This window comes from Kordiimonas sp. SCSIO 12610, assembly GCF_024398015.1.
In the GTDB taxonomy this organism is placed as follows: domain Bacteria; phylum Pseudomonadota; class Alphaproteobacteria; order Sphingomonadales; family Kordiimonadaceae; genus CANLMI01.
The window spans coordinates 2,333,863-2,345,588 of sequence record NZ_CP073747.1 but is presented as its reverse complement, the minus strand read 5'-3'; the positions used below and the strand labels follow the sequence as shown (position 1 = coordinate 2,345,588).

Sequence of the window (11,726 nt, the reverse complement as noted above, 5' to 3'; positions counted from 1 at the left end):
CTAGTTCGATAAGCCGCGTTTAAGCAGCTCATCCGCATCAAGGCCAAGACGTCTGATTGTTTCCATCACACGCGGCCATTCTTCGTTTAAAAAGCGATCGCGTTCAGCCTCCATCAGCTTATCACGCGCACCGTCCACCACGAACATTCCTAGTCCGCGACGTTTCTCGACTAATCCATCCATAACCAGCTCCTGATAGGCTTTTGAGGCAGTAATTGGGTTTATTTGCAGATCAACTGCAACTGTTCTGACAGAGGGTAGGGCTTCACCTTCGGCGAGAGCGCCTTCCATAATTGCTGTCACTACCTTGTCCTTCAGTTGCCGGTAGATCGGCTGAGTATCCGTCCAATCCGGCTTCATAAACTATCCTTTCCTAGGAAATTTGTGCGAAAGCAAAAGTGGCAATTGCCATGTTTTGCTGAACTGAACCTTGAGCCTTGCCAGTTGTGCGGGCAATGCGGCGGATGCGGCGTTCGCTGCGTTTCAGTTTTTGGTATCGTGTGATAGACATAATCTTTTCCTCACTGTTGTTCTGGTCGTTTGTTTTTTTGTGACCAGTTATTTTTTATTTGCTGTCGTTTTTTAGAAAATGGGGATCGGTGTGTCGCCGACCCCCATTTTGTTTCCTCGCTGTCCTGAGCCTTATTTTTATTTGGTGGGCTCTTTTTTTCTTTCGCTGTCGTAACCCGGACTGGGAGAGATCCAAGTTACCCCGGCTTTTTCCTCGCTGTGCCTTCCGTTCTTTTGAACTGTTTAGGCGTTTTATCGTGCCGGTGTATTAGTTATGTAGTACACCTAATCAGAATTGACAAGTATATTTTTCAAAATATTGACTGAAAATATATTAAAGCGTTGAAAGTAAATAGTTTTTTATTATGTTTATTTTGTGCTTAGGTGTTTTATTAGTGTTTGATAGGTGTGTTACTAGGTGTTGTATCGAGCCCAATTCCGATCAGAATCGCTGTGGCTATAACACCTATGGGCCAGGTTGCGATTTCCCAGATGCCCGATGCATTATATTGATTAATCACTTCATAGGTGAGGGGGAGTGCACTCGACCATAATAGAATTGTAGCTGTTGGCCTGATGGCAAATAAGGGAACAAATGCACACAAGTACCAAGGGAAGACTACGGGGCTAATCAAAAGCGGGATAGCGTACATGATCTGGCAGCCAAGAATAGGTGAAGTACGGCTAACTTTGTAAACCAACATCAGCATAAGCAACGCTATAGCCGCGATAGTAATGATTAAGGCTTGGCCTGATACCAGATTTGATGCGAGGGAAAATAATGGTGAACCAAATCGCCATTTTTCGATGAATGTAGGCAGGACACCGATTACTTCGTACCCTAGTAGGATGAAGCCACCATATACTGCGATCACAGAGGCGGCGAAACTGCTACAAAGCGATAGTGTCTTATGGTTGAGGCGTGGAAAGCCAGCGTTGATCGCAAGTGGAAATAAAATAACTGCGGGTAAAAATTTTATAGTAAAACATAACCCCAGAAATAGTCCGGTCAGACCGTAGCGTTCTTGCTTCCAGCATATGAGCGACAATGTTACCAGTAAAACACAGAAAACATCTAAATGGCCACCAATGCCTGTTTCTAACATCAATAATGGTGACAGGGCGAAGAGCGGTAAGTTCTCGGATTTTCCATATAGGATTAATAATTTTCGGCCTGAAACAATAGTAGCTATTGTTGTGAGGGCGATCAATATTTTCCATATGAGCGGCCCCAATGTTGACCCAAACATTGCGGCAAATGCAAAGATGCCAATCGCTGCTGGTGGGTATATTGTTGGGTACTTCGCGTGCTCTGCGGGTGTTGGCCATATTGTTCTAAGGTACGCTGCCTCGGGGTCATTGGGCGTTGTGATGTATGGGTCCAGGCCGTTTAGAAATACAGCGCCGTCCCATAGGTAGCGCTGTGTGTCATGCGTTGTGAAGGGTGAAGCCATCAGCAGAATGATTTGAGCTGCGACCGCGCCATACATAATCCATAGTTGCTTGTTGGATGATGGGTTTCTGGAGTTCAGCCACCAAGCCAGCAACATGATAATCGTCAAACCGATATGGCACGCGATGTATAAGCTACCAGTATAATCCTCTGTAACATTGGGAATAAAGACACTGAACAGGATCAGCATTATGAATGCAGCACACAATAGTGTTGTAGCTGCATTAGAGTGTTTCGGCCCCAGATGATATTTTATGTTCAAATTGAGCACGGACTATCGTCAGGTTCGCTTAAGGCGAATACGATCGCTTAGTCTTTCTTTTATGCTTTCTGTGCCTGCAAAGAAAAAACCCGCTGTGAAAATCGTGAGGAACGGGATGACCATCCAAAGTTCATGATAAACCGCAGCCGCGAGGAACGAAGCGTAAAATATGCCTAGGGCGAGTTCAATCATATCACCCCAGCGAGAGATAACAGAGGCATAAGCTGACTGGCGTTGTGGTTTTAGGGATTTGTTGATCGCTGCGTCGCCTAACTTGGGTGTCCTAATGAAGGCGCTGCGGTGTCCAAAAAGTGCTTCCAGCACGGCCCGACCATTATTGATGCTAAGGCCAATAGCAATTGCCATCAAAAGCGGGATATAGATCAGTTTATCCGCAACACGTCCGAAAAATAATTTTTGCCCCATCATGAAGAAATATAGGTGACTGAGGGTTGCAAGGGCAAAGAGGGGGAGGTCAATCCATAACGCAAGCCCTAGGCGATCTTGCCCGGTAATAAATATACTTGGCAGCAGAAAGAACAAACTATCGACAAGCATAAGCATGTAGGAAAGGTTACTTGTCAGGTGAAGGGAAGCTTCAATTTTTTGACCACGGGTTATGGGAGCTTTCCATATGGTGATCAAAAGCTTTTTCATCACTTCAATCGCCCCTTTGGCCCAGCGATGTTGTTGGCTTTTGAAGGCATTCATGTTCACAGGGAGTTCGCTTGGACACCCGACATCACGAAGATATTGGAACTTCCATCCCTTGAGTTGAGCACGGTAACTTAGGTCCAGGTCTTCTGTGATTGTGTCTGCTTGCCAACCACCTGCATCAAGGATTGCGGCTTTGCGCCATATACCGGCTGTTCCATTGAAGTTGAAGAATGCTCCACTTTGATTTCTGGCGACCTGTTCGATAACAAAGTGGGCATCAAGCATAATTGCCTGTGCTTTCGTCAGTAGGCTAAAATCTCTGTTCAGGTGATCCCAGCGTGTCTGAACCATTCCGATTTCCGGGTCTGCAAGATGATGGATAGATTTCATCAACAAATCACGGCTGGGCATAAAGTCCGCATCAAAAATTGCGATAAAATCTCCGGCAACAAGCGGCATTGCGTCTGCGAGCGCACCTGCCTTAAAGCCACGACGGTCAACGCGGTGGATATGATCTATCCATATACCTTGCTGTTTGTAACTGGCGACCTGTGATGCAATTAGGTCACGTGTTTCGTCTGTGGAATCGTCCAAAACCTGAATTTGAAGCTTATCGGTAGGATAGTCTAATTCTGTGACTGTTTTAATAAGGCGTTCAACAACAAACTTTTCGTTAAAAACAGGAAGTTGAACAGTAACAACAGGTAGGTCGTCAAAGTGATATTTTGGCGTCAAGGGCTTATACAGGCGTTTCGCCATACGGGCGAGGTAAAGCCTGTGGGCCCCGTAAAAACATAACAAAAGCAAAAGCCCAAAATGACCCGCAAGAATCAGAGACGCCAAAATATCCATAGTGTGTTTTACCGAATTAGAAGCTGTAAACGACGGCGAACTGGAAGTTCGTACCACGAAGCGTGTTGTCACCGTATATGTTGCTGGTAACGGTAAATTCGCCAACAAAATTGTCGTTGATTTTCCAGCCTGCGGTTGTTTCCAATTTACCCAGATCGAAAGCGAGCGGTAAAGCCGGGTTAGCCGATGTGGTATCAACAAGATTATCGCCGCTTTGTGCGTTCAAGGTCCCGTCCAGTTTTGCACGAAGGTAAACATTGTCTGTTACATCAAATCCGTACTCAATTAAGTAACGGAATTCATCAACAGGGTCGCCTGCGCGGAAGCGATAGCCTGCTTCTGCTCCGAAATAACCAAGTCTACCCAATGTTTTACCGAAGAGAAGGCGGAATTCATAATCTTCCTGACCGTTACCGAGAGGCAGGTCGGCATCTTCGTCATAAAGGTATGGGGCTTTGAATAAAAACTGACCAGAGAAGACAAAGTCATCATTATAGAAATTATACCTCAGGCCAAGGTCAACGTCACCGACACCTTCGTTAGTTACTTGCACGCCGAAATCGGTACGAGTGATGCGCTTTAATGCTGCTGATCCGAAAAAGGTTAGATCGTCGGTTATTCCGTATTCGCCGTAGAAGGTGAAGTTAAGATCTGTAAATTCTTCGAAGCCTTCTTCCTGCGTTCCAAACAGGGCAGAACTATCAAATGTGTTAATTGCAAATTTATTGTACGCTGATCCTTTTTTTGCTGTCCAGGCGCCAGCGAAGGCTGGGGCAGGGGCAGCAACCATGGCGCATAGTGCGATTGGAATTAATTTTTTAGAGTTGAGCATCAAAGTCCCTTTCATGATCGCCTTAGCGGCGATATTCCCTTTCCGCATATTTTAATATGCAGCTGTCCCCATTCTTTTTGTTGGTTTCGAGAAAGTTCGGTGGAACTCATACATCTACACACGGATTTATCTTCTCTTAATTGCCAACGTAACGCACGAACGGTTACCGCTTAATTCAAAGCTGTAACTCTTTGCGCTTGAACGGAAATATGAAGGGATTTTATCCGAGGTCAAACCCAGATTGCAGGATCAGATTTGTTTTGAGAGAGATGTGATAACTGCCATTTTTTTCGTGTATATTTTCACGAAAAATCTCACTGCTTTGTTATCTTTTAATAGCCTAATGCTCACATTTTAGTGTGTAACTAAAGATTATTACGGTGTTGACGCAATATTATTATGTGTCTGATCGGTGATGAGTATGGTTTCTAAGTATAGTTTTTTCCCAATACGCCGAATCTATATGTAATGTGTTTGGTGTAAGTGTCTTCGGGTCTTAAAATGCTCTGAGGAAAATTTGGGTTATTCGGGCTATCTGGAAAACCTTGCGCTTCCAGGCAGATACCGCTTCTTGGTTGGTACTGTATGTTACCTTTGCCTGCTGGGGCAGCAGGAATAAAATTACCGGAATAGAACTGTATGCAGGGCTGATCCGTGTAGATATCTAGTGTTCGCAGCGTTTCAGGGCAGGAAAGGCGCGCTGCATGCTTAAGTGTCTCATCTTCATAGCCGTTAAGTACCCAATTGTGATCATATCCGTTTGCTAGGTTAATCTGGGGATGCTCAGCGTTTATATCCTGCCTGATTGGCTTGGTTTGATTGAAATTAAACGGGCTATCGAATACTGATCTAATTTCGCCGAGCGGTGTGTAATCACTGTTAAGGGGTGTGTAATCGGATGCTTTGATCATTAGATTATGGTCTGTCGCTAAGCCGTACCTGTGACCCTTTAAGTTAAAATAGCAATGATTTGTAAGGTTGATGATTGTGGTTTTGTTGGTGGTTGCCAAATATTTGATTTTTAAATCGGTACCGTCGAAACTGAAAAGCGTCTTGATATTTAATTGTCCAGGAAACCCTTCGTCTCCGTCCGGGCTCTCCAAACTCAGTGCCAATAGGTCGTTACCGTCTTGACCTTGTATGATGTTTGCTTGCCATAGCTTCGTATCAAATCCGCTATGGCCACCATGCAAACAATGACGGTTTTCATTTTGGTTAAGTTGATAGCTTTTACCATTCAGCGAAAACCGCCCATTTTGTATGCGATTTGCAAACCGGCCAATTGTCGCGCCAAAATATGCTGTGTGATCCAGATAGTCCTGAGGCGTGTCGAAGCCAAGGGTTATGTCCTCGCAGTTACCTTGATGATCAGGTATATTAATCGATGTGATCGCGGCACCCAGATTTGTAACTGATACGGACGAACCATTACTATTTTCGAAAGTGTACAGGTATACTGGGTCATTTGAGGAGTGAATGTAGCCAAACAGCCGGGTGTGAAGTTTCGATTTTGTTGAGGTTTTACTCGGAGTCACTATTTCACTCTTAATATAATTCGGTAATTCTCCAGATTATAGGAGTTGAAAGCGAAGTTTCCAATTTAAAACGTGACACTCATTAGTCTGCGATAATGCTGGGTTTGGGCTGAAAATCCTGTTCTCAAAATGTTTATCTGACCAAAAAAAATAAAAAGTCGCTAAGTTGATGTTGACATGACAAAAGATATGGGCATATTGCGCCTCACTGTTTCGAAAGGATACGCTCTTTTCGTAGTCGCAGTCGGAGGGATGGCCGAGTGGTTAAAGGCGACGGACTGTAAATCCGTTCTCGTATGAGTACGCAGGTTCGAATCCTGCTCCCTCCACCACCTTTCCCTTATCCCAATTGTTACGGGTAAGGTGTCTGGTGTCGGTAAGATGATATGCGGGTGTAGCTCAATGGTAGAGCAGAAGCCTTCCAAGCTTACGACGAGGGTTCGATTCCCTTCACCCGCTCCAATTTAACGCCCTCAGGGCGTCTTTTTCATGCAGTATCATTTGATGCTGTTGGGTCGATGGATAAAGCCCATGATGTGACATCATGGGACTGGCTTGTAAGGAAGACGGGCAATGTCTAAGGAAAAGTTTGAGCGGAATAAGCCGCACTGTAACATTGGAACGATTGGTCACGTAGACCATGGTAAGACGACGTTGACAGCTGCGATTTCTAAAGTTTTATCAGAAGTACAAGGCGGTGAAGCGGTTGATTTTGCGAACATCGACAAGGCTCCTGAAGAGCGTGAGCGTGGTATTACGATTTCAACAGCTCACATTGAGTATGAAACAGAAGCACGCCACTATGCGCACGTTGACTGCCCAGGTCACGCTGACTATGTGAAGAACATGATCACTGGTGCTGCACAGATGGACGGTGGTATCCTTGTTGTTAACGCAGCAGACGGACCAATGCCACAAACACGTGAGCACATCCTTCTTGCACGTCAGGTTGGTGTACCAGCGCTTGTAGTATTTTTGAACAAAGTTGACCAGGTTGACGACGAAGAGCTTCTTGAGCTTGTAGAGATGGAAGTTCGTGAACTTCTTTCTGACTATGAATTCCCTGGTGATGATATTCCGATTGTTGCGGGTTCTGCCCTTGCTGCAATGGAAGGTCGTGACGACAACATCGGTAAAGAGAAGATCCTTGAGCTGATGGCTGCTGTTGACGAATATATCCCACAACCTGATCGTGCTATTGACGGCGCGTTCCTAATGCCTGTTGAGGACGTATTCTCTATCTCTGGTCGTGGTACAGTTGTGACAGGCCGTGTAGAGCGTGGTATCGTAACAGTTGGTGACGAGATTGAGATCGTTGGTATCAAGGATACAGCGAAAACAACAGTTACTGGTGTTGAAATGTTCCGTAAGCTTCTTGATCAAGGTGAAGCAGGCGATAACATTGGTGCGCTTCTTCGTGGTGTTGCACGTGACGATGTTGAGCGTGGTCAGGTTCTTGCGCACGTTGGTTCGATCACACCGCACACAAAATTCACAGCAGAGACATACATCCTGTCAAAAGACGAGGGTGGCCGTCACACACCATTCTTTGCTAACTACCGTCCACAGTTCTACTTCCGTACAACTGACGTGACAGGTACAGTTGAGCTACCAGAAGGTACAGAGATGGTTATGCCTGGTGATAACGTGAACCTAACAGTTCAGCTTATCGCGCCAATCGCGATGGACGAAGGTCTTCGTTTCGCGATCCGTGAAGGTGGCCGTACTGTGGGCGCTGGCGTCGTCTCAACTATTATCGAATAATAGAACGTTTTTAAAGGCGGGCTGATTTAATCAGCCCGTTTTTCATGTCTGGATACCTCGGCATTGGTCTTCAGATTTATACTATATTTTTTATAGTAAAAAAAATGCTTGCAACCTAGGCACTTCGGCTGTAAACCGCACCACCTAGTATTGCTGTTTTGTTAAGTTTAGGGGCGTAGCTCAGTTGGTAGAGCACCGGTCTCCAAAACCGGGTGTCGGGGGTTCGAGTCCCTCCGCCCCTGCCAAACTTGATAGGGCATGTAGCTGAGATTGTTTGTTTGATAAGTTGAAATATATACTTGTGAAACAAATAGATAAGAACTTTTTCTCGCTTAAGCTATCAGGTTCTGGTGGGACGATTTGGAAGAAGGATGTCATAATGGCAAAAACCAACCCGGGTGAATTTGTACGTCAGGTACAACGCGAAGGTTCGAAAGTGACTTGGCCGACTCCGAAGGAGGCGACGGTAACTTCTTTTATGGTTTTTGTGATGGTTACAATTATGGCAGTGTTTTTCCTTGGTGTTGATTTTGTCTTGAATGCTGGCATTCAGTGGCTCTTGGGATTTGGAGGCTAGGATGGCTAAGACACGTTGGTATATTATCCACGCTTATTCCGGTTTTGAGAATAAAGTTGCTGCCGCTATTCAAGAGCAGGCTATTCAGCAAGGCCTTGATGGGTTGGTTGATGAGGTTATCGTCCCAACTGAAGAAGTTATCGAGGTTCGTAAGGGTAAAAAAGTTACAGCCGAGAAGAAGTTCTTCCCAGGCTATGTATTAATTAAAATGGTTCTGACAGATGATACATACCATCTAGTCAACGCCCATGCGAAAGTAACTGGTTTCTTGGGGCCGCAAGGTAAGCCGAGCCCGATTTCCGATGCAGAGGCAGCTCGTATCCTTAACCAGGTTGAGGAAGGTGTTGAGCGCCCACGTCCGAATATTGTTTACGAAGTTGGTGAAGAAGTAAAAGTTATCGACGGTCCGTTTGCGTCCTTCAATGGTATGGTTGAGGGTGTTGACGAGGACCGTGCTCGCTTGAAAGTGTCTGTTTCGATCTTTGGTCGTGCAACGCCTGTTGAGCTTGAGTACACACAAGTTGAAAAGATTACATAAAGTTTATTGCTTGAGCGTTTGTTCAGGCTAAAGCGTGCGGGAGGCCCGTCATTGGTCGTACCGCGCACCCCTAGGATCAGTTGATCCTGTTTGTTTTTGAAAGGGAATAAAATGGCGAAGAAGATTGACGGCTATTTAAAGCTGCAGGTGCCGGCTGGTCAAGCCAATCCGTCACCTCCAATTGGTCCTGCGCTTGGTCAGCGTGGTGTAAACATCATGGAATTCTGTAAGGCGTTTAATGCGCAAACACAGAAGATGGAACAAGGGATGCCAATCCCGACTATCTTGACTATTTTTGCTGATAAATCATTCACATTTGTCACTAAAACACCTCCTGCTTCTTACTTTTTAAAGAAAGCGGCTGGCCTTAAGTCTGGTGGTTCTACTCCTGGTCGTGCTGTTGCGGGTTCTGTGACAAAAGATCAGGTTCGTGAGATTGCTGAAGCGAAAATGGCTGACCTTAGCGCGAACGACATTGAAGCTGCGATGCTTATCATCGAAGGTTCTGCTCGTTCTATGGGTCTTGAGGTGAAGGGCTAATACGATGGCAAAAGTAGCAAAAAGAATGCAGAAAGCTTACGAAGGTCTTGACCGCGAAAAGCTTTACACTGTTGAAGAAGCTGTAAGTGTTCTTAAAGATCGCTCGGCGGTTAAATTCGACGAAACAATCGAAGTGTCAATGAACCTTGGTGTTGACCCACGTCACGCTGATCAGATGGTTCGCGGCGTTGTATCGCTTCCTAATGGTACAGGTAAAACAGTACGTGTTGCTGTGTTCGCTCGCGGTCCTAAGGCTGATGAAGCGAAAGAAGCTGGCGCTGACGTAGTTGGTGCAGAAGATTTGATGGAAGCTTGTCAAAAAGGCGAGATCAATTTTGAGCGTTGCATCGCAACTCCGGATATGATGGCTGTTGTTGGTCGCCTTGGTAAGATCCTTGGTCCTAAAGGTCTGATGCCAAACCCGAAGCTTGGTACTGTAACTATGGATGTTAAGGCTGCTGTGGAAGCTGCCAAAGCTGGTCAGGTTGAGTTCCGCGTTGAGAAGGCTGGTATTATTCACGGTGGTGTCGCAAAGGCAAGTTTTGACGCTGACAAGATCGTTGAGAATGTTAACACATTCATCAATGCTGTTGTTAAAGCGAAGCCATCAGGCGCTAAAGGTACTTACGTTAAGCGTGTTGGCGTGACGTCATCAATGGGCCCTGGCCTTAAAATTGATGTTGCAACTCTTAGCGAGTAATCGCTGATAAGGATTTGGTCAGTTTTGTCTTTGGATGGAGCTGGCCGATCGCATAGGCGGGTGTATTGCTTGTGCGCTAGTAAACTGTCCGAGATTACAGGTGCTTTGAAGTGTGTTTCTAGTTATAGACCTTCAAAGTTTAAAATCTGGCCTGTATGAGACGGGGTTAAAGAATTGTTGTCTTTTTAAGATAGCGATCGTGGTTTCCATAAGTCGAACAAGGTTCGTTCGCTCTAACGGAGCCTAAGCGTAAGCTTAAACCCTCGGACAGAGGAATGTATCCTCTGACTTCAGAGAATGCATGGCTCAATTAAACGAAAATCATACTCTCTCGGGTGGTGATTTTCAAAGTTGGAGACGAGAAAGTGGAAAGAGCCGAGAAACAGGAACTGATTGCTTCCATGCATGAAGTTTTTTCTGCATCTGCTTCTGTTATCGTAGTTCACTATGATGGCTTGAGTGTTGCGGAAATTACTGACTTGCGTTCGCAAATGCGCGAAGCTGGAGCAAGCTTGAAAGTTACTAAAAACCGGCTAACTCGTCTTGCGCTGAAAGGTACTGACTACGAAGGTATCGCAGATTTGTTCACAGGCCCTACAGCAATTGGTTATGCTGAAGGTGACGCTGTTGCAGCGCCTAAAATTCTTGCTGAATTTGCTAAGAAAAACGAAAAGCTTCGTATTCTTGGTGGTGGCATGGATCAGACGGTTCTGGACGTTGATGGTGTGAAAGCTCTTGCTAGCTTGCCATCACTTGATGAGCTTCGCGGTAAACTTGTTGGCCTTATTCAAGCTCCTGCGCAGAAGGTTGCTTCTGTTACTCAGGCGCCTGCTGGTCAGCTCGCTCGTGTGTTTGGTGCTTACGGCAATACAGACGCAGCTTAGTCTATTTAATGGAAACCCAGGTGGCCTTGGTCGCCTGATTGTACGATTTAAATTCAGCCCATTACATATTTAGGGCTAATATATTGGAGATAAGATCATGGCTGATCTTGAAAAGATTGTTGAAGAATTGTCTGCATTGACTGTTCTGGAAGCTGCTGAGCTTTCAAAAATGCTTGAAGAAAAATGGGGCGTTTCTGCCGCTGCTGCTGTTGCTGTAGCTGGTCCAGCTGCTGCTGGCGGTGAAGCTGCTGCTGAAGAGAAAGACGAGTTTGACGTAATTCTTGCTGACGCTGGTGCGAAGAAAATCAACGTGATTAAAGAAGTACGCGGCATCACTGGTCTTGGTCTTAAGGAAGCAAAAGACCTTGTTGAAGGTGCTCCTAAGCCAGTTAAAGAAGGCGTTTCTAAAGACGAAGCAGAAGAGCTTAAAGGTAAGCTTGAAGCTGCTGGTGCGAAAGTTGAACTTAAGTAATTTCTTAAGTTACTTTTACCAAGGGTCGGGTGTGTTCATGCACTCGGCCTTTCGGCGTCTTTGAAAGGTGAGGACGATAAAATAACCACCGTTTCAGATATGAAATATGTGAATATCTGAAAAAACTTGGAATTTCAGCCGTTTAAGGTA

Annotated in this window: 13 protein-coding genes and 3 tRNA genes; 10 read left to right on the top strand and 6 right to left on the bottom strand. The window is 45.4% G+C overall.

From position 1 onward, the window contains the following. From KFF44_RS11075 to KFF44_RS11050, 6 genes are all read right to left on the bottom strand, one after another. A complete protein-coding gene (locus KFF44_RS11075) occupies nucleotides 1-360 on the bottom strand; it encodes a GntR family transcriptional regulator (protein WP_255934310.1) in 360 nt (119 codons plus the stop codon). Nucleotides 361-373: 13 nt separating this feature from the next. Next, nucleotides 374-511, bottom strand: coding sequence for a hypothetical protein (locus KFF44_RS11070; protein WP_255934309.1), 138 nt, complete (start codon nucleotides 509-511; stop codon nucleotides 374-376). Nucleotides 512-902: 391 nt separating this feature from the next. Beyond that, nucleotides 903-2,234: a hypothetical protein gene (locus KFF44_RS11065; protein ID WP_255934308.1), complete on the bottom strand. Its 1,332-nt coding sequence runs from the start codon at nucleotides 2,232-2,234 to the stop codon at nucleotides 903-905. 9 nt (nucleotides 2,235-2,243) lie between these two features. Beyond that, on the bottom strand, nucleotides 2,244-3,725 hold the full coding sequence (locus KFF44_RS11060; protein WP_255934307.1) for a cellulose synthase family protein: 1,482 nt from the start codon (nucleotides 3,723-3,725) through the stop codon (nucleotides 2,244-2,246). Between the two features lie 25 nt (nucleotides 3,726-3,750). Then, nucleotides 3,751-4,566 carry a hypothetical protein gene (locus KFF44_RS11055; RefSeq protein WP_255934306.1) on the bottom strand — a complete coding sequence of 272 codons (816 nt, stop codon included), beginning with the start codon at nucleotides 4,564-4,566 and terminating at the stop codon, nucleotides 3,751-3,753. A 428-nt stretch (nucleotides 4,567-4,994) separates the two neighbouring features. Beyond that, nucleotides 4,995-6,101, bottom strand: coding sequence for an aldose epimerase family protein (locus tag KFF44_RS11050; RefSeq protein WP_255934304.1), 1,107 nt, complete (start codon nucleotides 6,099-6,101; stop codon nucleotides 4,995-4,997). 246 nt (nucleotides 6,102-6,347) lie between these two features. Between KFF44_RS11050 and KFF44_RS11045 the strand changes: the two genes are divergently transcribed. The 10 genes from KFF44_RS11045 (at nucleotide 6,348) to rplL (ending at nucleotide 11,576) form a co-directional block, all read left to right on the top strand. Further along, a tRNA-Tyr gene (locus KFF44_RS11045) sits at nucleotides 6,348-6,433 on the top strand. Between the two features lie 56 nt (nucleotides 6,434-6,489). Next, a tRNA-Gly gene (locus KFF44_RS11040) sits at nucleotides 6,490-6,563 on the top strand. Nucleotides 6,564-6,674: 111 nt separating this feature from the next. After that, the gene (gene tuf / locus KFF44_RS11035; RefSeq protein ID WP_255934281.1) at nucleotides 6,675-7,865 is read left to right on the top strand and encodes an elongation factor Tu; all 1,191 of its coding nucleotides are present in this window, start codon (nucleotides 6,675-6,677) and stop codon (nucleotides 7,863-7,865) included. A gap of 169 nt (nucleotides 7,866-8,034) precedes the next feature. Further along, nucleotides 8,035-8,110 (top strand) — tRNA-Trp (locus tag KFF44_RS11030). A 56-nt stretch (nucleotides 8,111-8,166) separates the two neighbouring features. Beyond that, a complete protein-coding gene (secE, locus tag KFF44_RS11025; RefSeq protein WP_255934303.1) occupies nucleotides 8,167-8,442 on the top strand; it encodes a preprotein translocase subunit SecE in 276 nt (91 codons plus the stop codon). 1 nt (nucleotide 8,443) lies between these two features. Beyond that, the gene (gene nusG / locus KFF44_RS11020; protein ID WP_255934301.1) at nucleotides 8,444-8,980 is read left to right on the top strand and encodes a transcription termination/antitermination protein NusG; all 537 of its coding nucleotides are present in this window, start codon (nucleotides 8,444-8,446) and stop codon (nucleotides 8,978-8,980) included. Between the two features lie 111 nt (nucleotides 8,981-9,091). Continuing rightward, on the top strand, nucleotides 9,092-9,520 hold the full coding sequence (gene rplK / locus KFF44_RS11015) for a 50S ribosomal protein L11 (protein WP_255934299.1): 429 nt from the start codon (nucleotides 9,092-9,094) through the stop codon (nucleotides 9,518-9,520). A gap of 4 nt (nucleotides 9,521-9,524) precedes the next feature. Then, nucleotides 9,525-10,220, top strand: coding sequence for a 50S ribosomal protein L1 (gene rplA, locus KFF44_RS11010; RefSeq protein ID WP_255934298.1), 696 nt, complete (start codon nucleotides 9,525-9,527; stop codon nucleotides 10,218-10,220). 365 nt (nucleotides 10,221-10,585) lie between these two features. Next, nucleotides 10,586-11,104 (top strand): 50S ribosomal protein L10, encoded by a 519-nt coding sequence (gene rplJ, locus KFF44_RS11005; protein ID WP_255934297.1) that lies wholly within the window; start codon nucleotides 10,586-10,588, stop codon nucleotides 11,102-11,104. Nucleotides 11,105-11,201: 97 nt separating this feature from the next. Continuing rightward, complete coding sequence (rplL, locus tag KFF44_RS11000) at nucleotides 11,202-11,576, top strand: 50S ribosomal protein L7/L12 (RefSeq protein WP_255934296.1); 375 nt, start codon at nucleotides 11,202-11,204, stop codon at nucleotides 11,574-11,576. Nucleotides 11,577-11,726: the final 150 nt, after the last annotated feature.

Bases quoted from the DNA above. Each gene is read 5' to 3' on its own strand.
- rplK (WP_255934299.1), top strand. From the start codon at position 9,092: ATGGCGAAGAAGATTGACGGCTATTTAAAGCTGCAGGTGCCGGCTGGT.
- nusG (WP_255934301.1), top strand. From the start codon at position 8,444: ATGGCTAAGACACGTTGGTATATTATCCACGCTTATTCCGGTTTTGAG.
- tuf (WP_255934281.1), top strand. From the start codon at position 6,675: ATGTCTAAGGAAAAGTTTGAGCGGAATAAGCCGCACTGTAACATTGGA.
- KFF44_RS11055 (WP_255934306.1), bottom strand. From the start codon at position 4,566: ATGCTCAACTCTAAAAAATTAATTCCAATCGCACTATGCGCCATGGTT.
- KFF44_RS11075 (WP_255934310.1), bottom strand. From the start codon at position 360: ATGAAGCCGGATTGGACGGATACTCAGCCGATCTACCGGCAACTGAAG.
- rplA (WP_255934298.1), top strand. From the start codon at position 9,525: ATGGCAAAAGTAGCAAAAAGAATGCAGAAAGCTTACGAAGGTCTTGAC.
- rplL (WP_255934296.1), top strand. From the start codon at position 11,202: ATGGCTGATCTTGAAAAGATTGTTGAAGAATTGTCTGCATTGACTGTT.
- KFF44_RS11070 (WP_255934309.1), bottom strand. From the start codon at position 511: ATGTCTATCACACGATACCAAAAACTGAAACGCAGCGAACGCCGCATC.